The following is a 26,170-nucleotide window of genomic DNA, read 5'->3' as shown; positions in this document are numbered from 1 at the left end:
AGCCTACGAGGAGTGTGCGGGGAGCCCGGTGCCCGTCACGGCCCGAGCGGGTGTGTCCGGACGAACGCGCTGACGGCCGCGGCGACGTCGGGGGCGTGGGTGAGGGCGAGGGTGTGCCCGGCGCCGCGCACGACGACGTCCTCGGCTCCCGGCACGAGGTCGAGCACCCGCTCGCGCACCTGGGCGAACCACGGCCCGCTGTCCGTGCCGCCGACGTGGAGCACGGAGGCGCGGACGGCGCGGGCGTCCTCGTCGGTGTGGTGCCAGCCGAGCAGAGCCGGGATGTCGGTGGCGAAGAAGGTCTCGTTGTCCCGTTCGACGGCGGCGGCCGTGCCGGGGAGGAAGGCGTCCAGCTCGGTGCGCCAGCCGGTGCCGACGAGCCGCTCCATGAACGACGCCAGCGCCGCGGCGGGTCCCTCGTGCTCGTACGTCCGCAGCAGGTCGGTGCACACCGCCCGGAACTCCGGCTCGGCGGGGACCCCGAGCGGTGGTGGCTCGACGAGCGACAGCGTGTGGACCCGATCGGGCCACCGCAACGCGAGCTCGAGGGCCACCGCTCCGCTGTAGGAGAGCCCGACGACGTGGGCCCGGCCGATCCCGAGCGCGTCGAGAAGCACGACGCAGTCGGCCGCGTCCCTGCGGACCGAGCCGGCTCCCGCCGTCGGGCTGCTCCCCGCGTAGCCGCGGCGATGGGTGAGCACCACGCGGTGCTCGCGCGCGAGGAGACGGCCGACCAGCAGCAGCTCGTCCGCGACCTGCGCCGTCTGGACGAGCAGCAGGGGCTCACCGGTGCCGATGTCGAGGACCTCGAGCTCGCCGTCGGGAAGCGCGACGCGGGTCCAGTCCTCGTCCATCGCGACCTCCTCGTGCGGCTGGGACCAGCGTAGGCGGCGGCGCGGGGCGGTGGTCGCCGTCGATGCCGTGGGGTCGGGGGACGGCGGTGCTGCGCGCGTCTTAGCGGTGGCGGGTCAGGCGGCGGCGGAGCCGGCCGACGAAACCCCGCCGCCTGTCGGGGTGCACCCGGGCGAGGGGGCGCTGGTGCGCCGTCCCGGCGGGCGGCACGTCGAGGGCGAGGTCCGCGACGATGTCGAGGTCGGGTCTGTCGTCCGGGCCGCCGACCAGCCGGCCGCCGAGCCAGACCGTGCGCAGGTCCTCGCCGTCGATCTCGAGCACGGCGAGGTTGTTGTCGAACCAGGGTCCGGCGATGCCGTGCCAGCGCCACGGGGGCTCGGGGATCTTCGCCCAGCGCAGGAACAGGGCCCCGACCGGCCGCGCCGCGTGCGACCCGAACGCGGCGAAGGCCCGCAGCGCGCGGGGAAGGGGGTTGCGGACGGGGGAGCAGACGAGCTGGAGCATCCGTGACCCGGACTCGCGGTCCACCTCGGTGACGTAGGAGAAGTGCACGTCACCGGAGAGGAAGAGCACGGACGCCGGTGGGGCCCCGCGCTGCCCGTCGGCCACCTCGGTGACCATGTGGGCCACCGTGGTGAAGGCGTCGGTGAAGGCGGCCCAGTGCTCGAGGTCCAGCTCCTGTCGCACCCGCTCGGCGACCCCGGTGAGACGGGGCGCCACCCGGCCCTCCGCCATGGCCTCGTTGAGGGCCTCGATGCGGTGCAGCCCCATCGGCAGGAGGAACGGCAGGGAGATCGCCACGAGGAGGTGCTCGACGTCGCCGGTGAGCTGCTCGTCGAGCCAGGCCATCTCCGCGTCGTCGAGCATCGAGCGGTTGCCGCGCTCGAGGGTGCGGGCAGCGCGGGAGTCGACGACGACGAGCCGGGAGTCACCCAGCCGGTGCGTGTAGCTCCACCGGTAGGTCCCCGGTTCCTGGTCTGCGCGGTCGGCGAACGCGTCGACGTCGTCGGTGAGGTCCACCTCGACGTCCGGCTCCGCCTCCTGGCGACGCTGCAGCTCACGCCACAGCGGGTCCTCCGCGCGCTCGGCGGCGGAGAGGTTCCCGAGGTGCTGGTAGACCCAGTACGAGCCGAGGCCGGCGACGATCCGCCCGTGCCACCAGCTCGTGGCCTCCATCTGCCGGCGCCACTCGGCGGACGTGTTCCAGTCGTCCCGGACGTCGTGGTCGTCGAAGATCATGAGCGACGGCAGCCACGAGAAGAGCCAGCGCAGCGCGGGCTCGCCCCAGGCCAGGCCGTAGAGGTGGGCGTACTCCTCGTAGTCGGCCAGCTCGTCGCCGGGCTCCTCGGTGATGTCGCGTCGCGCGGCGATGAACTCCTGCATCTCCGCCGACGTGGCGTCGGCGTAGACCTGGTCGCCGAGGAGGAGCAGCAGGTCCGGTGGGGTCCCGAGAGGACCCGGGTCGCCGTCGGCGACGGCGAGCGCGAAGGTCCGCAGCGCGTCGACGCCGTGGCTCACGTGATGGGTGACGTCGTGCGGGACGCTCGTCCGGCACGAGCCGAACGCGAGACGTACCGGTCCCGCGTGGGCGGGCGCGCCGATCGTGCTCGCCGGGAAGGGGGAGCCGGGTTCCGGCCAGCGGACGACGTCGTCGACGAGGACCTCGTAGGGCACGCGCTCGCCGGGGCTGAGTCCCGTCACCTCGAGCAGGGCGTAGTGGTGCCCGTGGACGGCGAAGGTGGGGGCGGACCAGGAGCGCGCGCCGTCGTCGTGGTCGTCGGGGAGGAGGCGGAGGGTGACCGTCGCGGTTGAGGTGGTCTCCACCCACACCGTCGCCATGTCGCCGTCGACGCGCCGGAGCATCGGTCCCAGGAGGAGGTCGGAGGCCATGGACCCAGTGTGCTCGTGGATGGGTGTGCGCGAGTGCGGATCGCGGCAAAGAGCGAGCACGACGGCGATGTCAGTGCTCGCCGATAGCCTGGCAGCAGACACCGAGGGAGGTGGAGAGTGTGGGACCGGACGACGAGGCGAGGGTGACACGGGGCGGCTCGACGCCCGGGCTCACCGCGGAACGTCGGGCCGCCGTCGACGTCGCCGAGTGGCCCGAGCTCCCGCCGCTGCCGCCCGACCCACTGGAGTCCGAACCGGTCGCCGAGGAACCGCCATGGCTCGAGTACTGGCTCGCGGGCCTGGACGCCGGACCGGAGCTCGACGGGGACGCAGCGCCGGAGCACGTGCCCAGCGAGCTGCTGGCCACCATCGAACCCGGACTGCTCCTCGCCGCCGAGCTCGAGAGCATCGATCCGCGCGAGCTCGACGAGTACCACCTGGTCGAGGCCATCGCCGGCTACCAGCGCCTCGCCGCCTGGGCGCACCACCGGATGACCGAGCTCACCGGTCACCTCGCCCGTCGGCCGTTGCTCAACCCGCGCGGGGTCCGGCCGAGCGGTGAGTACGTCGTCAACGTGGCGGCACACGAGCTCGCACCGCGGCTGGGTATCTCCAAGTTCGCGGCACAGCGGATGGTCGACAACGCCCACCTGTTCGCCACCACGCTGGAGGACACCGGCGCAGCACTGCAGGAGGGGCGGATCGACAACGCCAAGGCGAGCGCCATCGCGCGGCTGCTGAAGGACCAGCCACCCGACGTCGCCTGGGAGGTGCAGCAGGTCGTCCTGCCCGACGCCGGCCACCAGACGGTCACCCAGGTGGAGCAGGCCGTCAGCAGGGCGATCATCTCGATCGACCCGCACAGGGCAACCGCTCGGCACAGGCAGGCCCGCGAGAAGCGGCGGGTGAACCATCCCCGGCCCCTCCCGGACGGCATGTCGGCGATCTCCGCCGTCCTGCCGGCCACCGACGCCGCCGGGCTCGACCTCGCGCTCGAGGCCGCCGCACGGACCGCAAGGGCCGCGGGCGACACCCGCACGATCGACCAGCTCCGCGCCGACGCCCTCGCCCTCCTGGGCCACGGCGCCCTCGACCACGGCTTCATCGGGGCGCCGCCGGAGCGCCACAGCATTCCGGACCATGAGGTCACCGGTGCTGTCGAGGCCGAGGGCAGTGCGGACGGCGGAGGCCTCGCGAGCAGCGCGGACGGCGTGGACGGCGTGGACGGCGCGGACGGCGCGGACGGCGCGGACGCCGAGACGAGCGCGGACGGCGTGGAGGGCGCGGATGCCGAGACGAGCGCGGACGGTGTGCACGTCGAGGGCAGCGCGGACCGCGGAGGCAGTGCGGATGGCGAGGGCCGCACGGACAGTGCGTCCGTTCAGCCAGGAGACAGCGCTGAACCGACGTCCACTGGGGGCGGAGCGAGCGCAGACCCGCCGCCCACCGGCGCCGCGCCGGCTCCCTCCGACAACCCCGTCATGCACACCGGGAACTCCTTCCTGCGCACCCCGCACATGCCGATCGGAGGGATCGGGGGCCGTCGGGCGCAGATCAAGGTCGTCGTACCGCTCTCGGTGCTCGTCCAGCCCCTGCGAGACTCCGGACAGGCCACGGGGGAGGGCTCTGCCCGGAACGGGGCCACGGGGGAGAGCTCTGCCCGGAACGGCGCCGCGGGGTCGCTGCCGGGGAGTGGCGGCGGCTCACCACCGACCGGTGGCGAACCACCGGCGCCGGACGACCCGCCCGACGACTACGGCTTCCCCGAGGACTGGCACCACGGCCCACCCGTCGAGGTGGCGGAGCTCGACGGCTACGGGCCGATCACGCCCGATGTGGCCCAAGCGCTCGCCTACAGCGGTGGCACGTGGCAGCGGCTGGTCACCGACCCGCTGTCCGGGGAGCTGCTCGACGTCGGCCGCACCCGCTACCGACCGCCGGCTGCGATCGCCGACTTCGTGCGCAACCGCGACCGCACGTGTGTGTGCCCCGGGTGCTCGGTGCCGGCACAGTCCTGCCAGCTCGACCACATCGACGCCTGGGAGTTCGGCGGAGTCACGAGCGCCGACAACCTGGGGTCCATGTGCACCGGCGAGCACCTCGTCAAGACCGTCGGTGCCTTCCGGCTCCGCCACCTCGGCGGTGGCAGCTTCCAGTGGACCACCCCCACGGGGCACCACTACCTGCGTGACCGCACCGGGCGCGTCACGCCGCTCGGCCGCGGAACGCTCCCCGGGGACGCACGAGCCCGGGACGCCTTCGCGGACCGACCGCCGTTCTGAGCCGCTGTCGGCCGTGCACGAGCGCGGAAGCGGCACGTCGTCGCACCGGCCGCGGGTCGTGCGAGGTGCGACCTGACGCGCGCCTCGCGCACCGCCCCGGCGATGCGGGGAGGTGCCTACTCCCGGCCCAGCGTCGAGGCCCGGGCGACCAGCTCGGGTGCGAACACGACGTGCTGGTGTTCGTGCTGCTGACCGTCGCCGGTCGGCGGCCGCACCTCCTCGAGCAGCAGCTCCGCGGCGCGGCGGCCCAGGTCCGCGCGCGGCTGCCGCACCGAGCTGAGGGGGATCGTCGCTGCCGCAGCGAACGCGATGTCGTCGTAGCCGACGATGGCGACGTCCTCCGGCACGCGCAGCCCCGCGAGGGTGATGCTTTGGAGCAGCCCGAGCGCGAGGAGGTCGTTGAGCGCGAACAGGCCGGTCGGGCGCTCGTCGGCCGTGCGCGCGGCCAGCTCGGTGCCGACGCGTCGTCCCTCGGCGATGGTGAGCGCCGTCGTCGGGAGGAGCTCGAGCCGTGCCCAGCGCCCGTCGCCGTCGGCGTACCCGGCGACCGCCTCCTGGGCGCCGGCCCGTCGCTCGGTCACCTGGCGCAGCGACTCCGGCCCACCGATGACGGCGATGCGCTGGTGCCCCTGCTCCAGCAGGTGGCTCGTCGCGAGCCGGCCGCCGGCGATGTCGTCCACGGCGACCGAGCACTCGTGGGTGAGCTCGGTGCCCCTGTCGACGAGCACGACGGGCACGCCCCGCTCACGCAGCCGGGTGAGGGCGGCGCCGCCCGCGTCGACGGGGGAGACAAGTACACCCTCCGCGCGGATGCGCTCGAACAGGCCGAGGTGGCGCGCCTCCCGGCCCGGGTCCTCACCGCTGTTCGCGAGCATGAGGGAGTAGCCGGCGTCGGTGATGACCTCCTCGGCACCGAATGCGACGTCGGTGAAGAACGGGTTCCCGGCGTCGAGGACGACCAGCCCGATCATCCCGCTCGTACCGGCCCGCAGCTGACGCGCCGACTCGTTGCGGACGAAGCCGAGCTTCTCCACGGCCGACGTCACCCTGTCGCGGGTGCCGGGGGAGACGCGGTCGGGGTGGTTGAGCACGTTGGACACCGTGCCGACCGACACCCCGGCCAGGGACGCGACGTCCCGGATGCTCGCCCGCGTGCCAGCCATCGCCGTCCCTTCGTCGTTGTCGACGCAACGCTACAACCCGCCGGAGTCGACCGGTTCACCGCGTGACCCGAGCGCGATGGCTCGGCATCGACGCGCCACGCGCGCTGACCACGGCGGCGCTCAGTGCCTGCTGGGTACGACCGCGCCCGACACCATCCCTGCGTCGACCTCTTGTAACGATTCAGTCTCGTCGCTAGACTCGTTTGTACCGATTCACCTACGGTGTTGAGAACCCGCACGGCACCGCCGTCAGTCCGGGTGCCCGAGAGCAGAGAGGCTCACCGATGAAGCGCAGAGCAATGACGATCCCGGCGGCACTGGCCGCCTCCGCACTCCTGCTCGCCGCCTGTGGCGGTGGCGACAGCGAGGGGCAGGACGCCCCGCCCGCCGACGAGTTCGACACCGAGGAGCCCGTCACCCTGTCGATGACCATCTGGGGCAACGACGACCGGGCCGAGCGCTACCAGCAGTCGATCGAGCTCTTCAACGAGGAGTACCCCAACATCGACGTGCAGCTGAACTTCGCCGCGTGGGGCGACTACTGGCCGGCACGCGCGACCGAGGCGGCCAGCTCGAGCCTCCCCGACATCATCCAGATGGACCTGTCCTACCTGCGGCAGTTCGGTCAGCGGAACCAGCTCCTCGACCTCGAGCCCTACCTCGAGGAGTACATCGACGTCTCGACCATCGACGAGACCGTCCTCGCCTCGGGCGAGCTCGCCGAGGGCACCTACGCGATCCCCACCGGGACGAACGTGCTCTCCCTGCACTACAACCAGACCGTCCTCGACAGCCTCGGTGTGGAGCTCCCCTCGGAGGACTACACGTGGTCCGAGTACAACGAGTGGATCACCACCGCCTCCGAGGCCGGCGCCACCGCCGACCCCCAGCTCTACGGCGGCATGGACTACACCGGCGTGTTCTGGATGTTCGCCCTGTACATGACCCAGCAGGGCAACGAGGTGTTCAACGACGAGGGCATCGCGTTCACCAAGGAGGACATGGCCGAGTGGCTGAACTCCACCGCCGACCTCCGCGAGGGCGCGCTCACCTTCCCCACGGACCGCACGATCCAGCTCGCGCCGAAGACCGGGTTCACCAACAACCAGGTGGCCACCGAGTTCAACTGGGACAACATGATCTCCCTCGCCATCGCCGACAGCGGCACCGAGGACATGGGCCTGCTCGTCCCGCCGTCGAGCGAGGACGGTGAGAAGGCGCTGTTCAGCAAGCCCGCGATGTTCCTCTCGGTCGCCGCGAACACCGAGGCGCCGGAGGCGGCTGCGCTCCTCGTCGACTTCCTCACCAACGACCCCGAGGTCGGTGGCATCTTCGGCACCAGCCGCGGCCTGCCGGCCTCCGAGGAGCAGCGCGAGGGCGTGACGCTCGAGGGCGCCGACGCCCTGGTCGCCGACTACGAGGAGTCGGTGGCGGACGACATCACCGCCACGGTCCCGCAGCCCGTCGAGGGCTTCGGTGCGCTGGAGGCGACCTACCTGCGTCTCTCCGAGGAGCTCGGGCTCGGCACGATCACCGTGGACGAGTTCGTCGACCAGTGGTTCGCCGAGGCCGAGCAGCTGCTCAGCTGACCAACTCACCGCAACGAGGGGAATGACTCGTGGCACAGCCCACCGAGGCGCTTCCTCCCCAGGTCACCGTCCCGCGGCCGCCCGCGCGCACGCGCAGGCGGCCGCTGGTCCGGGAGACCAGGGCGGGGTACGCGTTCCTCAGTCCATGGCTGATCGGCTTCTTCGCGCTGACGGCCGTCCCGATGCTGGCCTCGCTGTACCTGGCCTTCACCGACTACGACCTCTTCTCCCCGCCGCAGTGGATCGGTCTGGAGAACTTCGAGCGGATGTTCTCCGACCCGCGCTACCTCACCTCGGCGAAGGTGACCGCCATCTACGTGTTCCTCGGGACACCCATCAAGCTGGCGGCCGCCCTGGCCGTGGCGATGCTCCTCAACACCAAGCTCGGGGGCAGCGGCTTCTACCGCTCGGTGTTCTACGCGCCCTCGCTCATCGGGGCGAGCGTCTCCGTGGCCATCGTGTGGAAGGCGATGTTCATCGACGAGGGCATCGTCGACCGGATGGGCCGCTCGGTGGGTCTCGACTGGGGCGGCTGGGTCGGTGACCCGAGCAAGACGATGCCGATGTTCATCCTGCTGACGGTCTGGCAGTTCGGTGCGCCGATGGTCATCTTCCTCGCCGGCCTCAAGCAGATCCCGTCCGAGCTCTACGAGGCGGCCTCGGTCGACGGCGCGGGGTCGGTGCGCAAGTTCCTCCAGATCACCATCCCCATGCTCTCGCCGGTGCTCTTCTTCAACCTCCTGCTCGAGACCGTCAACGCGTTCCAGATCTTCGCCTCGGCGTTCATCATCTCCAACGGCACCGGAAGTCCCGCGGACTCGACGCTGTTCTACACGCTCTACCTCTACATCAAGGGCTTCGCGCAGTTCGACATGGGCTACGCGTCGGCCATGGCGTGGGTGCTCGTCGTCGTCGTCGGCCTCATCACGGCCGGCCTGTTCCGCAGCTCGCGGGTCTGGGTGCACTACAGCGGGGAGTCCAAGTGAGTACGGCAACGACCATCGCGGCCCCCGTGCCCGCGCCCGGGGGCGAGCGGGCTGAGCGCCGCCGGCCCCGCCGGACGGGCAAGCGGATCCTGTTCAACCTCATGATGCTGGCGCTCACCGCCGTCGTCCTCTACCCGGGCCTGTGGATGCTCATGTCGTCCTTCAAGCCCTCGAACGACATCGTCGGCAACGTCAGCCTCATCCCGGCCGACGGCTCGACGCAGAACTACCTCACCGCGCTCCAGGGCATCGGCGGGGTGTCGTTCTGGACCTTCGTCCAGAACTCCGTGGTGCTCGCCGTCCTCACCGTCGTGGGAGTGCTGTTCTCCTCGTCCGTCTCGGCCTACGCCTTCGCCCGGCTGAGCTTCCCCGGCCGCAACCTGTGGTTCGCGCTGATGATCGGCACGCTGCTGCTGCCGTTCCACGTCGTGATCATCCCGCAGTACATCGTGTTCAACGAGCTCGGCCTGGTGAACACCTTCGTCCCGCTGGTGCTCGGCAAGTTCCTCGCGACGGACGCGTTCTTCGTCTTCCTCATGGTCCAGTTCATGCGCAACCTGCCCCGCGAGCTCGACGAGGCGGCGCGCATCGACGGGGCCGGGCACGTGCGGATCTTCACCTCGATCATGCTGCCCCTGATGAAGCCGGCGCTGGTGACCGCGTCGATCTTCTCCTTCATCTGGAGCTGGAACGACTTCTTCGGTCCGCTGCTCTACCTCAAGGACCCGAGCCTGGCGACGCTGCCGATCGCGCTGCGCCTGTTCGTCGACCAGACCAGCGTCTCGGACTACGGTGCGCAGATGGCCATGGCGGTCCTCGCGCTCGTGCCGGTGCTGCTGTTCTTCATCCTGTTCCAGCGCCACATCGTCGAGGGCGTCGCCACCCAGGGCCTCAAGGGCTGAGCATGGGAGCGACAGCGGTGAACCAGCGCAGGCTGCTGCACGGGGGCTTCGCGTTCTTCAGCGAGGTGCTGCTCACCGGCATGGTGCTGTGCCTGCTCAGCGTGCCGCTCGTGACTCTGGTGCCCGCCCTTGCCGCCGGTGCGGCACACCTGCGCCGCCACCTCGAGGGACGGCCGGACACGCTGGCCGACCTGTGGGCCGACGTCCGTGGGGCGCTGCGGTCCGGCGGGTGGCTCGTCTCCCTGGCGATCGTCGGGCTGCTCGTCGTGCTCGACCTCAACAGCGCGATCGCGGCGTCCGGGGTGCTGCCGGGTGGCACGCTTGTCCAGGTGGTGAGCGCCGTGGTGGCCGGGAGCGCCGTCGTCGTCGTGCTGCGGGCGACGGGGTCCTGGTCCCGGCAGCGGAGCTGGCGCGAGACCCTGCGGTCCGCCGCCCTCGCCTCGGCCACGGACCCGGCCGGGTCCGCGCTGCTCCTCACCGCCGTCGCCCTGTGCGGCGTCATGGTGTGGATGCTGACCCCGCTGGTGTTCATCGTCCCCGGGCTGCTCTGCCTGGCGGTCGTCGCCGTCGAGTACCGCGCGGAGAGGCGGGCATGACGGCGCCGCGGCTGGCCGTCGTCGGAGCGGGCTGGTGGTCGGCGAACCACCACGTCCCCTCCCTTGCCGCGTACGACGGCGCCCGGCTGGTGGCGCTGTGCGACGCGCAGCGGGACCGGGCGCGCGAGCTCGCCGACACGCACGGCGTCCCCGAGGTCGTCAGCGACGTAGCGGACCTGAGCGCGCTGGACGTCGACGGCGTCCTCGTCGCCACACCCCACGCGACGCACCGGGACGTCGCCGCGCGGGCGCTGGACCTGGGCTGGCACGTCTTCGTGGAGAAGCCGTTGACGACGACGGCGCAGGACGCCATCGACCTCGTCACCCGGGCCGAGGGGGCGGGCCTGCACCTCGCGGTGGGGTACACCGACCAGTACACGCCGGCGGCCGCGCTGGTCCGCGAAGCCGTGCAGTCCGACATCGGCGAGCTCGTCCAGGTGATGGCGGAGTTCAGCTCGGGGACCGGCTCGCTCTTCGTGTGCGCGGAGGAGGCCGACCCCGACGCGGACGACGCCCCCGAGGACCAGCACCCGGAGAGCTACGGCGCCGCGGCCGGCGGGGGACAGGCGCACACGCAGCTCACCCACGTCATGGGCATGGTCTGCTGGGTCACCGACCGGCAGGTCGCCGAGGTCGCGGCACTGGTCGACAACCGGGGGCAGGAGGTCGACGTCGACGACGTCGCCGCCTTCCGCTTCACCGGCGGCGGTACGGGGGTGGTCAGCTCGAGCGGGATGGCCGGTCCCGCCAGGGGAGAGCGCCACGTCGTGCGGTACCTGGGCACCCGCGGCGTCCTCGACCAGGACATGATGTCCGGACGGTCGGTGCTCCGCCGCTCCGACGGCGTCGACGTGACCATCGCGGCCGCCCACGAGGAGCCGCAGCGGACGTGGCAGCCGGCCCGGACCTTCGCCGACGTCATCGCCGGTCGCGCGGTGAACCCGGCGCCCGGTCGGCAGGCGGCCGCGGCCGCCGCGTTCATCGACGCGGCGCTGACCTCGGCGCGGACGCGGAGCTTCGCCTCGGTTGCCCAGGTGCCGTAACCTGCGGCGTTCCCATCGCCCTTGTCCGCAGCTGCCGCAGTGCGGTGAGGTCATCGGCGACGGCCCGCGAGGAGGGCGACATGCGAGCAGCTGGCCGTGTACTCGCAGCCGGGAGGCGTCACTCGATCGGTTGCCGTTGGGACGGCACCGTCGTTGCCGCCGGTCACGAAGCGGCGGGGAGTGCCGGGTCGAGCGGTGGACGGACGTCATCGCCGTTGCTGCGTGCAACGTGCACGCGGCACCTGGACAACCCCAAGCGTCCCGACACACTCGCGGATGAGGCGCGGGACGACCTGCGCGAGCAGGCCACGGTGATCCTCGCCCTCATCAGGTAGCCCGACGCGCCGACGGCGCTGCTCCCGCCCCTCGGGGCAGGGCAGCGCCGTCGGTGTGTGCTCAGCCCTCCCGGACGACGACGGCGCCCCACGCGGGCACGGGCACCTCGCCCTGGTGGGTGGTCCCGGTGAGCAGGTCGGTGCCGTCGGCCGGCACGCGGTGCTCGGCGTCGGTGTGGTTGAGGACGAACAGGTAGGAGTGCTGCTCCCCGTGGCGGCGCACGACCTCGACGCCGGGCGGGGCGGCCGCGGCCGGCTGCACCCTCGTCTCGCCGAGAAGCGCGTCCACGAGGCGGCTGAGCGCCACGTCGTCGAGACGCGCGGCCTCGTACCACGCGGCGCCGGACCCGACGGTGCGGCGGGTGAGGGCGGGAGTGCCGGCGAGCGGACCGGAGGCCAGCGTGCGGACCGCCGTCGCGCCGGCGAGGTGCACCTTCTCGGTCCACACGCTGACCGACGTCCCGTCGTCGAGGGCGACCTGCTCCCCGGCGAGCAGCGGTGCGAACTCCTCGGTGCGCACGCCGAGCAGCTCACGGAACGCACCCGGGTAGCCGCCCGGCCGGACGTGGTCGTGCTCGTCCACGATCCCCGAGAAGTAGGTGACGACGACCGTGGCGCCGTCCTCGGCCGCCCGCGTGATTGCCGCGGCGTGCTCGTCGCGGACGAGGTAGAGCGTGGGGACGAGGACCAGGCGGTAGCCGGTGAGGTCGGCCCCCGGCTCGACGACGTCCACCGTGACCCCGCGCCGCCAGAGCTCGCGGTGGTACGCCCTCATCCGGTCGACGTAGGTGACGTCGACGCTGGGGTGGGAGTCGAGCTCCACCGCCCACCACGCCTCGTAGTCGAAGACCAGCGCGACGTCGGCGCGCACCCGCGAGCCGCGCACCTCGGCGAGCGCCTCGAGCGCCCGGCCGAGACCGAGGGTGCCTCGCCAGACCTCGGAGTCCGTCCCGGCGTGGGGCACCATCGCCGAGTGGTACTTCTCGGCCCCGGCGACGGACTGGCGCCACTGGAAGAACATCACCGAGTCCGCGCCGCGGGCGACGTGCGCGAGGGAGTTGCGCAGCATCTCACCCGGGGCCTTGGGCCGGTTGCGCGGCTGCCAGTTGACGGCGGAGGTCGAGTGCTCCATCAGGATCCACGGCCTTCCGCGGGCGACCCCGCGGGTGAGGTCGGCGGACAGCGCGAGCTCGACCTCGCGCTCCTCGTCGGCGGCAACCGTGTAGTGGTCGGTGGCGACGACGTCGACCTCGCGCGCCCAGCCGAAGTAGTCCATCCCCTTCGTCGACGTCGACGTCATGAAGTTCGTCGTCACCGGCACGTGCGGGGTGTGCTGCCGCACCGCGTCCCGAAGGTCCCGGTAGTAGTCGAGCATCGCGTCGGAGGAGAACCGGTCGAAGTCCAGCTGCTGAGTCGGGTTGGGATAGGTCGGCGCCGTGAAGGGCGGCAGGACGTCGGCGACGTCGCCGTAGCGCTGGGACCAGAACGCGGTGCCCCACGCGTCGTTGAGGGCGTCGACGGTGCCGTACCGCGCACGCAGCCAGTCGCGGAAGGCCGCAGCGGCGGCGTCGGAGTAGTCCCGCGGGACGTGGCAGCCGATCTCGTTGTCGATGTGCCACAGCGCCAGCGCCGGGTGGTCGGCGTACCGCTCGGCGATCCGCGCCGCCATCGCCGTCGCGTACCGGCGGAAGACGGGGTGGGTGACGGAGTAGGCCTGCCGTCCGCCCTGCCAGAGCACGGTGCCGTCCGCGAGCCGGGGGAGGATCTCGGGGTGGCGGGCGGTGAGCCACGGCGGCGGTGAGGCCGTCGCCGTCGCCAGTGCCACCCGGATGCCGGCGGCGTGGAGCCGGTCCAGGACGTCGTCGAGCCAGTCGAAGTGGTACTCGCCCTCGCGCGGCTCGATCGTCGCCCACGCGAAGATCGCCACGGACACGAGGTTGACCCCGGCCTGCTGCATGAGCTCGACGTCCTCGAGCTGGGTTTCGAGCGGCCACTGCTCGGGGTTGTAGTCGCCGCCGTACCCGAGGCCGACGACGCCGGTGGGCCAGCGGTGGTCGGCCGGAGCGCCGGGTGGGGTGTCGGTGCGGGGGTCGGTCGCTGGATCGGTCACGGTCACCTCTCGGGTCGGGAGCTGGGGCACGGACGGCCGACGTGGCCGGCTGCCGGGGTGGTCAGGGCGTCACGCTCGAGGCCCGCACGACGAGCTCGGGCTGGAAGAGCAGCTGCTCGGGCGGCTGGTCGCCGAGCAGGAGGTCGGCTGCGCGCCAGCCGAGCTCGTGGGTGGGCTGCCGCACGGACGTGAGCGGCGTGAGCAGCTCGGAGGCGAAGACGACGTCGTCGTACCCGACCATGGCCATGTCCTCGGGGACCTGCAGCCCGCGCTGGCGCAGGCAGCGCAGCGCCCCCAGGGCGGTGAAGTCGTTGACGCAGAAGGTCGCGGTGACCGGTGGGCCCGGCAGGTCGAGCAGACGTGCCATGCCCTGCGCGCCGTTGCTCGCGTTGAGTGCGTCGAGGGTGATCTCGACGAGTGAGTCCGCGGGGTCGCGCCCCGCCTCGACGAGGGCCGTCCGCACTCCGTCGTGCCGGTCGACGCACTGCCGGATGCGTGCCGGCCCGTTGAGGAAGGCGATCCGCTCGTGGCCCTGGCCGAGGAGGTGACGGGTGGCCAGCGCGGCGCCCTGGACGTCGTCCACGGCCACCGACGGCAGCGTCGGTTCGGGGCTCCGGTGGTCGAGCAGCACGACCTGGACGCCCCGGTCCCGCAGGCGGAGGAGAGCGTCCAGGGTGCTGCCGCGAGTCGGCGTGACGAGCATGCCGTGGACGCCGTGCTCCTCGAACAGGCGGAGGAACCGCTTCTCCCGGTCCGGGTCCTCGTCCGAGCTGCCGAGCATGAGGGCGTAGTCGTCGTCGGTCAGGCGGTCCTCGACGCCGCGGGCCATCTCGGTGAAGAAGGGGTTGGCGACGTCCAGGAGGACCGCTCCCACGGTGCGGACGGAGCCCTCGCGCAGCTGCCGGGCGGAAGCGTTGCGGACGAAGGAGAGCTCCTCGATGGCCTGCTCGACCCTCGTCCGGGTGCGCTCGGCGACGTGCTCCGGCCGGTTGAGCACGTTGGACACCGTGCCGACCGACACGCCGGCCAGCCGGGCGACGTCCGAGATGCTCGCCCTCCGCCTGCGGGGGAGCTGGGTAGCGGTCATGGTCGGCCCTTCGGTGTGCGTGCGCGACTCCGATGCTACGTGCGAAAGGCGGTGTCGTGAAACGATTCACGCGCGAGTGTCGGACGCCCACCTTTTCGCGGTCCCGGATTCCGCTCCGTTGACAGTCGCTGACGCCGACCGTAGAGTTTTCTATGAAACGATTCATAGCGGGTCCGGCCCGCGCGACACCGGAGGCGCGAGGATGCGTGTCTGCCTGATATCCAGAGTGCGGCCCGACCGCCTGGAGGAGTACAAGCGGCGCCACGCCGCCGTGTGGCCGGAGATGCTCGAGGCGCTGCGCGACAGCGGGTGGCGGAACTACTCGCTCTACCTCTCCCCGGACGGCCTCCTCGTCGGGCACCTGCAGACCGAGGACTACGACGCCGCCCGGGCCGCCATGGCCGCCACCGAGGTCAACGCGCGCTGGCAGGCCGAGATGGAGCAGTTCTTCGTCTCCGAGGGCAGCCCCGACCGCGGGTTCACCGTCCTCGAGGAGGTCTTCTCCCTCGAGGACCAGCTCCGCACCAACGGGCTTCCGGTGCGTCCCCAGCCCATGACCACCGAAGGAGCACAGTCGTGACCACCTCGGCTCGCCCGCGTCCCGCTCTCACCGACGCCCTCGCCACCCTCACGCAGCTGGAGATCGAGCTGCCGTCGTGGGCCTTCGCGAACTCCGGCACCCGCTTCAAGGTCTTCCCCCAGCCGGGGGTGCCCCGCGACCCGTACGAGAAGATCGCGGACGCCGCCCAGGTGCACCGTCACACCGGCGGCTCACCGACCGTCGCGCTGCACATCCCGTGGGACACCGTCGAGGACTACGGGCACCTGCGGCGCCACGCCGAGGACCTCGGGATGCGGCTGGGCACCGTCAACTCCAACACCTTCCAGAGCGAGGACTTCAAGTTCGGGTCGCTCGCCTCCCGCGACCGGGCGACCCGGCGCACGGCGATCGACCACCACCTCCAGTGCCTGGAGGTCATGGCCGCCACCGGCTCCCGCGACCTGAAGATCTGGCTCGCCGACGGCACGAACTACCCCGGGCAGGACGACCTCCGTGCCCGCCAGGACGCGCTCGCCGAGTCGCTCGCGGAGGTCTACTCCCAGCTGGGTGCGGAGCAACGGCTCGTCCTGGAGTACAAGTTCTTCGAGCCGGCGTTCTACCACACCGACGTGCCGGACTGGGGGACGGCCTACGCCCAGGTCGTCGGGCTGGGGGAGCGCGCCGTCGTCTGCCTCGACACCGGTCACCACGCTCCCGGCACGAACATCGAGTTCATCGTCATGCAGCTGCTCCGCCTCGGACGGCTGGGTGCCTTCGACTTCAACTCCCGCTTCTACGCCGACGACGACCTCATGGTCGGTGCCGCCGACCCGTTCCAGCTCTTCCGGATCATGGTCGAGGTGGCGCGCGGCGGCGGGCTTGGTCCACGGTCCACGGTCGCCTTCATGCTCGACCAGTGCCACAACATCGAGGCGAAGATCCCCGGGCAGATCCGCTCGGTCCTCAACGTCCAGGAGGCCGTGCTCAAGGCGCTCCAGGTGGACCACGCCGCCCTCGCCGAGGCGCAGACCGGCGACGACGTGCTGGCCGCCAACGGCATCCTCATGGACGCCTTCTGGACCGACGTCCGCCCCCAGCTCGCGCAGTGGCGCACCGAGCGCGACCTGCCCGAGGACCCCATGGCCGCCTTCGCCGCCAGCGGCTACCTCGAGCAGATCGCCGACGACCGCGTCGGCGGCACCCAGGCCGGCTGGGGCGCCTGACCTGTCCTCCCGTACCCGACGTCCCTGGAGAGCTCCGTGACCACCCCGTCCGACCTCATCGCCCGCTCCAACCGCCTCGGCGCCGACGCGCGCAACACGAACTACGCCGGCGGCAACACCTCCGCGAAGGGCACCGCCACGGACCCCGTGACCAACGCACCGGTCGAGCTGTGCTGGGTCAAGGGCTCCGGGGGCGACCTCGGCACCCTCACCGAGAAGGGCCTCGCCGTGCTGCGCCTCGACCGCCTCCGGGCGCTCGTCGACGTCTACCCGGGCGTGGAGCGGGAGGACGAGATGGTGGCCGCCTTCGACTACTGCCTGCACGGCAGGGGCGGGGCGGCCCCGAGCATCGACACCGCGATGCACGGGCTGGTCGAGGTCGCGCACGTCGACCACCTCCACCCCGACTCCGGCATCGCGCTGGCCACCGCCGCCGACGGCGAGGCCCTCACCCGCGAGTGCTTCGGCGACCGCGTCGTGTGGGTGCCGTGGCGGCGTCCCGGCTTCCAGCTCGGCCTCGACATCGCCGAGGTCCAGCGCGCCAACCCGCAGGCCATCGGCTGCGTCCTCGGCGGGCACGGCATCACCGCGTGGGGGGAGACGAGCGAGGAGTGCGAGGCCAGCTCGCTGGAGATCATCCGCACCGCGGAGCGCTTCATCGCCGAGCGCACCGAGCGCCTCACCAGCGAGGGACGCCACCCCTTCGGTGCCGTCGTCGCCGGGAACGACCCCCTTCCCGACGACGTCCGGCGCGCCCGCGCCGCAGCGCTCGCCCCCGTCGTCCGGGGCCTGGCGAGCACGGACCGGCCGCAGGTCGGCCACTTCACCGACTCCGACGTCGTCCTGGAGCTCCTCTCCCGGGAGAAGCTCGGGCCGCTGGCCGAGCTCGGCACCTCGTGCCCCGACCACTTCCTGCGGACGAAGGTCAAGCCGCTTGTCCTCGACCTACCGGCCGACGCCACGCTCGAGGACGCCGTCGCCCGCCTGCGGGAGCTGCACGCCGCCTACCGCGAGGACTACGCCGCGTACTACGACCGGCACGCCGACGCCGGCTCCCCGGCCATGCGCGGCGCCGACCCGGCGATCGTGCTCGTGCCCGGCGTCGGGATGTTCTCCTTCGGCAAGGACAAGCAGACCGCGCGCGTCGCGGGCGAGTTCTACGTCAACGCGATCAACGTCATGCGCGGCGCCGAGGCCATCTCCACGTACGCCCCGATCCCCGAGTCGGAGAAGTTCCGCATCGAGTACTGGGCGCTGGAGGAGGCCAAGCTCCAGCGCCTCCCGAGGCCCAAGCCGCTCGCCACCCGCGTCGCGCTCGTCACGGGCGCGGCGTCCGGGATCGGCAAGGCGATCGCCGAGCGGCTGGCCGCGGAGGGCGCCTGCGTCGTCGTGGCCGACCGCAACCTCGAGGGCGCCCGGGAGGTGGCCGAGGAGCTCGGCGGACCGGACGTCGCGGTCGCCGTGGGTGGGGACGTCACCGACGAGGACGCCGTCGCCGCGCTCGTCGAGACGGCGAACCTCGCGTTCGGGGGCGTCGACCTCGTCGTCAACAACGCCGGCCTGTCGGTCTCCAAGCCGCTGCTCGACACGACGACGGCGGACTGGGACCTCCAGCACGACGTCATGGCCCGCGGCTCCTTCCTCGTCGCGCGGGAGGCCGCGCGGACGATGATCGCCCAGGGGATGGGTGGGGACATCGTCTACATCGCCTCGAAGAACTCCCTGTTCGCCGGTCCCAACAACGTCGCGTACGGGGCCGCCAAGGCCGACCAGGCCCACCAGGTGCGGCTGCTGGCCGCCGAGCTCGGCGAGCACGGCATCCGCGTCAACGGGGTCAACCCCGACGGCGTGGTCCGCGGCTCGGGGATCTTCGCCGGCGGCTGGGGCGCCAAGCGGGCGGCCGTGTACGGCGTGCCCGAGGAGGACCTCGGCAAGTACTACGCCGGGCGCACCCTGCTCAAGCGCGAGGTGCTGCCCGAGCACGTCGCCGCCGCGGTGTTCGCCCTCACCGGACCGGACCTCGTGCAGACCACCGGCCTGCACGTCCCGGTCGACTCCGGGGTCCCCGCCGCCTTCCTCCGGTGACCCCCGTGCCCCCACCCCCTCGCGCCGACGCGCCCCCACCCCCTCGCGCCGACGTGCCCCCACCCCCTCGCGCCGGCGCGCCCCCACCCCCTCGCGCCGACAGCGGAGTTGTATCCGGGCGCGACGCGTCCGGCACCGACGCGCCCCCAACCCCCGGCACCGACGCGCCCCCACCCCCTCGCGCCGACAGCGGAGTTGTATCGGCCCGCGAGGCGTCCGGCACCGCCGGGGGAGCCAGCACAGCTCCCGCCCGGAGCCGGACGCCTGACGCCGGCGGGCCGCCGACCTTCGTGGCCGTCGACCTCGGGGCCTCCAGCGGCCGCGTCATGGTCGGTCGGCTGAGCGACGGGCGGCTGGAGGCCAGCGAGGTGGCCCGCTTCCCGAACGGACCCGTCGCGGTCCCGGCGGGGGAGCGGGAGACCCTCCACTGGGACGTGCTGCGGCTGTACGACGAGGTCGTCGCCGGACTGCGAGCCGCCGCCCGGGAGCACGGGCCGCTGGCATCGGTGGGCATCGACTCGTGGGCCGTGGACTACGGACTGCTCGACGCCGACGGCGCGCTGCTCGGCAACCCGGTCCACTACCGCGACGCACGCACCGAGGGCGTGCCCGAGCAGGTCTTCGCGCACCTCCCGGCCCCGTGGCTCTACGCACGCAACGGCCTGCAGGTGCTGCCGTTCAACACCGTCTTCCAGCTGGCCGCCGCGACGGGCTCGGCCCAGCTCGCGGCGGCGGAGCGCCTGCTGCTCGTGCCCGACCTCCTCGGCCACTGGCTCTCCGGGGCGGTCGTCGCCGAGGTCACCAACGCCTCGACCACCGGTCTGCTCGACGTCACCACCCGCCGCTGGTCCGACGACGTCCTGTCGGCCTTCGCCGCCGCCTACGGGACGGACGTCACCCGCCTGCTGCCCCGGCTGGTGGAGCCGGGGACCGTCGTCGGACGGCTCCGGCCGGGCGTCGGGGCGGGCGAGGCGGCGCTGGTCGCGGTCGGGTCCCACGACACCGCCTCCGCCGTGGCGGCCGTGCCCGCCCGCACCGAGAACTTCGCCTACGTGTCGTGTGGGACGTGGTCGCTCGTCGGGCTGGAGCTCGACGCGCCGGTGCTCTCCGAGGCCGGCCGGCGGGCGAACTTCACCAACGAGCTCGGCGTCGACGGCACCGTGCGGTACCTGCGCAACGTCATGGGTCTGTGGGTCCTCCAGGAGTGCCTCCGCACCTGGGAGGAGGAGGGCCGCGCCGTCGGGCTGGCCGAGCTCCTCGCGGCGACCCGGGCACAGCCGCCCCTCGAGCGCGTCATCGACCTCGACGACGCCGCGTTCCTACCGCCGGGGGACATGCCCGCGCGAGTGGCGAAGGCGCTCGCGCGTACGGGGCAGCCGGCACCGCAGACACCGCCGGAGCTGGCCCGCTGCGTCCTCGACTCACTCGCGCTCGCCTACCGGCGCACGGTGCGGCAGGCCGCGGAGCTGAGCGGTCACCGCGTCGACGTGGTCCACGTCGTCGGCGGCGGGTCGCGCAACGAGCTGCTCTGTCAGCTGACGGCCGACGCGACCGGCCTCCCGGTGGTGGCGGGACCCGCGGAGGGCACCGCCGTCGGGAACCTCCTCACCCAGGCGCAGGCGGCCGGTGCGCTGTCTCCCGGTCTCGGCGCGCTGCGCGAGGTGGTCGCCGCCTCGACCCCGACCCGCCGGTACGAGCCGCAGGACGACCCCGCACGCTGGCGTGCCGCCGAGCAGCGACTGTGGGGCTGACACCGTGCCCACAGCCCAGTCCTCACCGCCCCGTCCCACCACACCGAAGGAGTAGCGATGCCACCACGCGAACCGTTCCCGGAGCTCGACGACCTTCTCGCGAGCATGGGGGAGGCAGGCTCCCGGGTCAGTGAGATCGACGCCAGCGAGGCGGGCGCGGGCAACGTCTCGGTGTACCTCGGCTGGGACGTCGAGCTGCGGCACCGCTTCCCGGTCCAGGAGGACATCGAGCTCCCGCTGCCGGCACCGTCGCTCGCCGGCCGGACGGTGCTGGTCACGGGGTCCGGACGGCGCCTGCGCCAGATCGCCGGGGACCCGCTCGCCAACGTCGGCGCGCTGCGGGTGCACGACGGCGGCCTCACCGGCACGCTGCACAGCTCGCCCCGGCGGCTGTTCGCCACCCTCACCAGCGAGCTCAACTCCCACCTCGCCGTCCACGAGGACCACGTCTCGCGGCGAGGGCTGCTGTTCCACGCCGTCGTCCACGCCCAGCCGCCACACCTCACCTACCTCAGCCACATCCCCGCGTACCGCGACGACGCGGCGTTCAACGCCCGGGTGCTGCGCTGGGAGCCGGAGTCGATCGTCGCGCTGCCCGAGGGCGTCGGCGTGCTCGAGTTCATGGTGCCGGGCTCGGAGGAGCTCATGGCGGCGAACGTCGCGGGTCTGCGCACGCACCAGATCGTGCTGTGGAGCAAGCACGGGGTCATGGCGCGGTCGGACGACTCGGTGACCCGCGCCGTCGACCGCATCGACTACGCGGAGACCGGCGCGCGGTACGAGTACATGGACATCGTCGCCGGCGGTCGGGCCGAGGGCCTCACCACCGCGGAGACCGCCGACGTCGCCGCCGCGTTCCACGTCGAGTCACCCTGGGTCCGGCCGTAGGGTCGGGCAGACAGCGAGGAGGTCGGTCCATGGTCAAGCGTCAGCTCCCCAATCCGCGCGAGGTGTTCGAGCTGGTCCAGTTCAAGCGGCCGAGCCTGGATGCGCGCGCGCGTCGCCTGGCCGGGGCGTTGACGATCGAGGACCTGCGTGCGATCGCCAAGCGCCGCACACCCGCGGCGGCGTTCGACTACACCGACGGCGCCGCCGAGGGCGAGCTGTCGCTCACGCGCGCGCGGCAGGCGTTCCGCGACGTCGAGTTCCACCCCTCGATCCTGCGCGACGTCTCCACGGTGGACACGACCAGGACCGCCTTCGGTGGCCCCTCGGCCCTGCCGTTCGGGATCGCGCCCACCGGCTTCACCCGGCTCATGCACACCGAGGGCGAGAGCGCCGGCGCCGCGGCGGCCGGCGCGGCGGGCATCCCCTTCACCCTGTCCACCCTGGGCACCACGTCCATCGAGGACGTCAAGGCCGCCAACCCCAACGGGCGCAACTGGTTCCAGCTCTACGTCATGAAGCAGCGGGAGATCTCCTACGGGCTGGTCGAGCGGGCCGCGGCCGCCGGGTTCGACACCCTGTTCTTCACCGTGGACACCCCCGTGGCCGGCGCGCGGCTGCGCGACACGCGCAACGGCTTCTCCATCCCACCCCAGCTGACCATCCGCACCGTGGCCAACGCGGTGCCGCGGCCGTGGTGGTGGGTCGACTTCCTCACCACCCCCAAGCTGGAGTTCGCCTCACTGTCCTCCACCGGGGGCACCGTGGGGGAGCTGCTCGACTCGGCGATGGACCCCTCGATCAACTACGACGACCTCGCCACCATCCGCGGCATGTGGCCCGGCACGATCGTCGTCAAGGGAGTCCAGACGGTGCCCGACGCGGTACGCCTGGCCGACCTCGGCGTCGACGGCATCGTGCTGTCCAACCACGGCGGCCGACAGCTCGACCGCGCCCCGGTGCCCTTCCACCTCCTGCCCGAGGTGGTCCGGGAGGTCGGCAACGACCTCGAGGTCACCATCGACACCGGCATCATGAACGGCGCCGACATCGTCGCCGCCGTCGCCCTCGGCGCCCGCTTCACCCTTGTGGGCCGCGCCTACCTCTACGGGCTCATGGCCGGGGGACGCCAGGGCGTGGACCGCGCCATCACCATCCTCGCCGACCAGGTCCGTCGCACCATGCAGCTCCTCCAGGTCACCTCCCTGGACGAGCTCGGCCCCCACCACGTCACCCAGCTCCAACGGCTCGTCCCACGCCGGCTGGAGAGCTGACCGGCCCGGCGCTGCGCGACACGGGCTGTTCCCGCCAGGACCATGGACCCGCTTCCGGGCATCTCACCCGGGGAGGATGAGGTCAGCCGGCAACCCCGGCAGCTACCCGGCCCAACGGCCACGAACTGAGGGAGAGGCGACATGGAGATCGCCGGCAAGGTGTTCGTCGTCACCGGTGGCGGCAACGGCATCGGTCGAGCCGTCGTCCTGGACCTGCTGGGACGCGGCGCCCGCGTGGCCGCCGTCGACCTCAGCGAGGCCGCCCTCCGCGAGACGGAACAGCTCGCCGCGGGAGCGGGGCGCCTGACCACCCACGTCGTCGACCTCGCCGACCGGGACGCCGTCGAGGCGCTGCCCGCGGCCGTCATCACCGCCCACGGCCAGGTGGACGGCGTCCTCAACGTCGCCGGCATCATCCAGCGCTTCGTCCCGTCAAGGACCTGTCCTACGAGGAGGTCGACAAGGTCATGGCGGTGAACTTCCTGGGCGTGGTCCACATGTCCAAGGCGTTCCTGCCGCACCTGCTCGAGCGGCCCGCGGCCAGCCTCGTCAACGTCGGCAGCATGGGTGGTCTCTCCCCGGTGCCCGGCCAGTCCGTCTACGGCGCCAGCAAGGCCGCCGTGAAGCTCTTCACCGAGGGCCTGTACGCCGAGCTGCTCGACACGCCCGTCGCCGTCACGGTGATCTTCCCCGGTGCTATCGCGACGAACATCAGCGCGAACTCCGGGGTGGGTGCCGAGCGCGACGTCGACGCCGCCGAGCCCGCGATGAAGATGACGACGGCGCAGGACGCCGCCCGCCAGATCACCGCCGCCGTCGAGAAGGGCTCCTACCGGGCGACCGTCGGCCGCGACGCGCGGATGGTCGACCTGCTGTCCCGGCTGATGCCGCGCCGCACCACCGAGATGATCACGAAGAAGATGAGCGCGATGCTCGAGAGCATGGCGCCGAGCAAGGCCTGACCGCCCACCCCCGGTGCACAGCGACGCCGGCCCCCCTCGAGGGCCGGCGCCGTGAGTGCGCTGCCTGAGGTGCCGTCGGTGGCTCAGGGCCGCGCGACGAAGTACGCGTTGAACGGGTCGGCCTCGACGTCCTTCTCCTCGATGTCGCCGAACCCGGCGTCGGCGAGCATGGTCAGCGCGAGCTGCCTGCCCCAGGCGGTCCCCAGCCCGTCGCCGCCGAGCCCGAGCGAGACGCTCATGCAGTGGAACGTCGAGATCGCGTAGAGGTAGCTGGCCCACGGGAGCGCGATGTTGTCCTCGAGGTTGCTCGACGCGTCGATGTCGACCATGAGGAACGTGCCTCCCGGTCGCAGCGCCCGCCGGATGTTGGCGAGCACCGTGGCCGGGTGGGCTTGGTCGTGGATCGCGTCGAAGGCGGTGACGGCGTCGTACCGTTCGACGGCGGTCAGCCGCGCCACGTCCACCAGCTCGAACCGGGCATTGGTCAGGCCGAGGCGCTCCGCCTCCGCCCGCGCGGCGAGGATCGCCCGCTCGGTGAAGTCGTAGCCGGTGAAGCGGCTCCGCGGGAAGGCGGTGGCCATGAGGTTGATCGCGTGGCCGCTGCCGCAGCCGATGTCCGCGAGGTCGATCCCGAACTCCAGACGCTCGACGAGCCCGGGCACGAGCGGCAGGATGCCCTCGATGAGGGCGGAGTCGTGGACGGCCGCGCTCGTCTCGGCCATGTTGCGGTGGAAGTGCGGGTAGTCGGCGTAGGTGAGCCCACCGCCGCTGCGGAAGCGGTCGATGGTGCGCTTCTCCACCTCACCCATCATCGAGATGTGCTGCATGAGCAGGGCCATGTTGTTCGGTCCCGCCGCTGCGGTCAGCACCGCCGCGTGCTCGGGCGGGAGGTGGTAGGCCGCTGCCGACGGGTCGTAGCGGACCACCCCGGCGGTGGTCATGCCCCCGAGCCACTCGCGTACGTAGCGCTCGTCCAGGCCGGCGGCGTCCGCGACCTCGTGGCTCGTAGCCGGGGGAAGCACGGCCAGTGCCTCGAACAGGCCGGTCTGGTGACCGACGCTGGTGAGGAGCGCCAGCGCGGCGTCGTTGAGCACGCCGAGCATGCGCCCGGCGAAGGCGGCAGCGGCGGAGTCGGGCCCGCCGTCGTCGTACATCTCGAGCTCCAGCTCGTCCCCGACGATGACGTCGTCGCCACGCTGCTCGAGGGTGGTGTGGTGGTGCAGGGTCATCAGCGTTCCTTCGGGTCGTCCGGGCCGTGGTGCCCGGTGACCCGACCGTAGGATCGGGGGAGTGCGGCCCACATCGGGCGAACACCCCGTCGTGCCCGCGCACGCATGGGGTGAACGGTGCAGACGGCTGCCCGTGGGTGCCGCACCCGCCGCATCCCGCGCTCCTCACCGCCGCGCGCGGAGCCTGTTCTCGTGGGCCCAGGCCGCGGCCGCCGTGCGCGTGGAGACACCGAGCTTGGTGAAGATGTTGGCCAGGTGCCGGCTCACCGTCTTCTCGCTGATGAACAGCGTCGCCCCGACCACCCGGTTGCTCGCACCGGCGGCGACCAGCGAGAGCACGTCGACCTCCCGCTCGGTCAGCCCGCCGGGCGGTGCCGCACCGTCGAGGCGGCGCACGTCGGGCACGGCACCCAGCGAGCGGTAGATGGTCAGCGCCGTGGCCCTGGCGGCGGCCGCCGCGCCGGGCTCGCCGAGCTCGCCGTGCGCCCGGGCCATCAGCTCGTACATCTGCGCGGTCTCGTAACGGGAGGGCAGCCTGCCGTGCTCCCTGAGCTCCCGCAGCACCCCGAGGGCCTCGCGGTGACGACCCCGGGCGACGAGGACGTGTGCTCGCGCCTGGGCGGCCCACGCCCGCAGACCGGCGGTGGCGAAGGCGTCCGCCGTCTCCTCGAGCCGGGCGCACAGGTCCTCGGCCTCCTCGTCGAGCCCGAGGGACAGTGCGATCTCCACGCCGGAGGCGAGCAGCCGGACGCACGCCAGGCGGTCGCGGCCCGCCAGTGCCGCGCACAGCGCCGTCCAGGCGGTGTCCGGCCGGCCCGTCGCGTGCCGCAGCAGCGACCTCACCGGGCTCGGGCTCGGTGCCCAGGGAACGTGCCCGCGCGTACGCGTCGAGGGCCCCGGGCCAGTCACCGCGCATCCGGCGCAGCTCGCCCAGCTGGTAGAAGGCCTCGCCGGCCACCCAGTTGTTCCGCCCGACGAGCTCGGTCCCGCTCTGCTCGATGAGGTCCTCCGCCTCCTCCCAGCCCCCCTCGAGGCTCTGCAGCTGCAGGCGGTGGATCCGGCAGATCGCCGAGTAGACGACCTCGCCGGGGAACTGCTCGCACCACTGCTCGGTGGCCTGAGTCCACGCCCGCATCCGGGGCAGGTCGGCCACCTCGTGGCAGGCGTGGATCACCGTGCAGTAGATCTCCCCGGCCCACTCCGGCAGCAGCCGCCCGGCGAGCACCGGCAGCATGGCCTCGTCGAGCTGGGCGAGACCGGCCTCCGTATCGCCGTCGTGCACGTCGGCCAGGCCGCTGAGCACGAGCGCGAGGGACGTGAGCTCGGGGGCCTGCAGGCGCCGGCCCAGCTCCTGCAGGCGGGCCGCCGTCTCGCGCGCGGACCGG

The 26,170-nt window shown here is 72.5% G+C and carries 19 protein-coding genes and 1 pseudogene; 13 read left to right on the top strand and 7 right to left on the bottom strand.

The window, feature by feature from the left end:
- Positions 1-35: 35 nt before the first annotated feature.
- Together VR894_RS11015 and VR894_RS11010 are read right to left on the bottom strand one after the other, a co-directional pair.
- A complete protein-coding gene (locus VR894_RS11015) occupies positions 36-854 on the bottom strand; it encodes an alpha/beta fold hydrolase (protein WP_324651533.1) in 819 nt (272 codons plus the stop codon).
- A gap of 100 nt (positions 855-954) precedes the next feature.
- Complete coding sequence (locus VR894_RS11010; protein ID WP_324651531.1) at positions 955-2,742, bottom strand: alkaline phosphatase D family protein; 1,788 nt, start codon at positions 2,740-2,742, stop codon at positions 955-957.
- A 119-nt stretch (positions 2,743-2,861) separates the two neighbouring features.
- Here VR894_RS11010 and VR894_RS11005 point away from each other — a divergent pair, with 119 nt between their 5' ends.
- Positions 2,862-5,024 carry an HNH endonuclease signature motif containing protein gene (locus tag VR894_RS11005; protein ID WP_324651530.1) on the top strand — a complete coding sequence of 721 codons (2,163 nt, stop codon included), beginning with the start codon at positions 2,862-2,864 and terminating at the stop codon, positions 5,022-5,024.
- A gap of 116 nt (positions 5,025-5,140) precedes the next feature.
- Here the strand turns inward: VR894_RS11005 and VR894_RS11000 are convergent, their stop codons facing one another.
- The gene (locus tag VR894_RS11000) at positions 5,141-6,187 is read right to left on the bottom strand and encodes a LacI family DNA-binding transcriptional regulator (RefSeq protein ID WP_324651529.1); all 1,047 of its coding nucleotides are present in this window, start codon (positions 6,185-6,187) and stop codon (positions 5,141-5,143) included.
- Between the two features lie 284 nt (positions 6,188-6,471).
- On the opposite strand from VR894_RS11000, the gene VR894_RS10995 reads away from it, so the two are divergent.
- The 5 genes from VR894_RS10995 (at position 6,472) to VR894_RS10975 (ending at position 11,303) form a co-directional block, all read left to right on the top strand.
- Positions 6,472-7,776: an ABC transporter substrate-binding protein gene (locus tag VR894_RS10995; protein ID WP_324651528.1), complete on the top strand. Its 1,305-nt coding sequence runs from the start codon at positions 6,472-6,474 to the stop codon at positions 7,774-7,776.
- Positions 7,777-7,880: 104 nt separating this feature from the next.
- Positions 7,881-8,762 carry a sugar ABC transporter permease gene (locus VR894_RS10990; RefSeq protein WP_324651962.1) on the top strand — a complete coding sequence of 294 codons (882 nt, stop codon included), beginning with the start codon at positions 7,881-7,883 and terminating at the stop codon, positions 8,760-8,762.
- On the top strand, positions 8,759-9,664 hold the full coding sequence (locus VR894_RS10985; RefSeq protein WP_324651526.1) for a carbohydrate ABC transporter permease: 906 nt from the start codon (positions 8,759-8,761) through the stop codon (positions 9,662-9,664). The genes VR894_RS10990 and VR894_RS10985 overlap by 4 nt, the downstream gene beginning before the upstream one ends.
- 2 nt (positions 9,665-9,666) lie before the next feature.
- Positions 9,667-10,260 carry a hypothetical protein gene (locus tag VR894_RS10980; RefSeq protein WP_324651525.1) on the top strand — a complete coding sequence of 198 codons (594 nt, stop codon included), beginning with the start codon at positions 9,667-9,669 and terminating at the stop codon, positions 10,258-10,260.
- A complete protein-coding gene (locus VR894_RS10975) occupies positions 10,257-11,303 on the top strand; it encodes a Gfo/Idh/MocA family oxidoreductase (protein WP_324651524.1) in 1,047 nt (348 codons plus the stop codon). Before VR894_RS10980 ends, VR894_RS10975 begins: the two co-directional genes overlap by 4 nt.
- A 396-nt stretch (positions 11,304-11,699) precedes the next feature.
- On the opposite strand, the gene VR894_RS10970 is transcribed toward VR894_RS10975, so the two are convergent.
- Together VR894_RS10970 and VR894_RS10965 are read right to left on the bottom strand one after the other, a co-directional pair.
- Positions 11,700-13,748, bottom strand: a complete 2,049-nt coding sequence (locus VR894_RS10970; protein WP_324651522.1) for a beta-galactosidase — start codon at positions 13,746-13,748, stop codon at positions 11,700-11,702.
- 61 nt (positions 13,749-13,809) lie between these two features.
- Entirely contained in the window at positions 13,810-14,835 is a 1,026-nt protein-coding gene (locus tag VR894_RS10965) for a LacI family DNA-binding transcriptional regulator (protein ID WP_324651520.1), read from the bottom strand.
- A gap of 202 nt (positions 14,836-15,037) precedes the next feature.
- Between VR894_RS10965 and VR894_RS10960 the strand changes: the two genes are divergently transcribed.
- From VR894_RS10960 to VR894_RS19120, 7 genes and pseudogenes are all read left to right on the top strand, one after another.
- Complete coding sequence (locus VR894_RS10960) at positions 15,038-15,415, top strand: L-rhamnose mutarotase (protein WP_324651519.1); 378 nt, start codon at positions 15,038-15,040, stop codon at positions 15,413-15,415.
- The gene (gene rhaI, locus VR894_RS10955) at positions 15,412-16,599 is read left to right on the top strand and encodes an L-rhamnose isomerase (protein ID WP_324651518.1); all 1,188 of its coding nucleotides are present in this window, start codon (positions 15,412-15,414) and stop codon (positions 16,597-16,599) included. Before VR894_RS10960 ends, rhaI begins: the two co-directional genes overlap by 4 nt.
- A 36-nt stretch (positions 16,600-16,635) precedes the next feature.
- Positions 16,636-18,684 carry a bifunctional aldolase/short-chain dehydrogenase gene (locus VR894_RS10950; protein WP_324651516.1) on the top strand — a complete coding sequence of 683 codons (2,049 nt, stop codon included), beginning with the start codon at positions 16,636-16,638 and terminating at the stop codon, positions 18,682-18,684.
- A gap of 290 nt (positions 18,685-18,974) precedes the next feature.
- A complete protein-coding gene (locus VR894_RS10945; RefSeq protein WP_324651514.1) occupies positions 18,975-20,435 on the top strand; it encodes a rhamnulokinase in 1,461 nt (486 codons plus the stop codon).
- A 57-nt stretch (positions 20,436-20,492) separates the two neighbouring features.
- Complete coding sequence (locus VR894_RS10940) at positions 20,493-21,323, top strand: class II aldolase/adducin family protein (RefSeq protein WP_324651512.1); 831 nt, start codon at positions 20,493-20,495, stop codon at positions 21,321-21,323.
- Positions 21,324-21,352: 29 nt separating this feature from the next.
- Positions 21,353-22,594 (top strand): alpha-hydroxy acid oxidase, encoded by a 1,242-nt coding sequence (locus VR894_RS10935; RefSeq protein WP_324651510.1) that lies wholly within the window; start codon positions 21,353-21,355, stop codon positions 22,592-22,594.
- Between the two features lie 141 nt (positions 22,595-22,735).
- Positions 22,736-23,556: pseudogene (locus VR894_RS19120) on the top strand (SDR family NAD(P)-dependent oxidoreductase).
- An 83-nt stretch (positions 23,557-23,639) separates the two neighbouring features.
- On the opposite strand, the gene VR894_RS10920 reads toward VR894_RS19120, so the two are convergent.
- Both VR894_RS10920 and VR894_RS10915 read right to left on the bottom strand, forming a co-directional pair.
- Complete coding sequence (locus VR894_RS10920) at positions 23,640-24,785, bottom strand: class I SAM-dependent methyltransferase (RefSeq protein ID WP_324651507.1); 1,146 nt, start codon at positions 24,783-24,785, stop codon at positions 23,640-23,642.
- A gap of 165 nt (positions 24,786-24,950) precedes the next feature.
- Positions 24,951-25,628, bottom strand: a complete 678-nt coding sequence (locus VR894_RS10915; RefSeq protein ID WP_324651505.1) for a helix-turn-helix transcriptional regulator — start codon at positions 25,626-25,628, stop codon at positions 24,951-24,953.
- Between the last annotated feature and the right edge of the window lie 542 nt (positions 25,629-26,170).

Origin of the sequence: Georgenia sp. H159, assembly GCF_035607575.1 — a bacterium.
Lineage (GTDB): Bacteria > Actinomycetota > Actinomycetes > Actinomycetales > Actinomycetaceae > Oceanitalea.
Note: the sequence above shows the minus strand (reverse complement) of the source record. Positions and strands in the feature narration are given on the sequence as shown.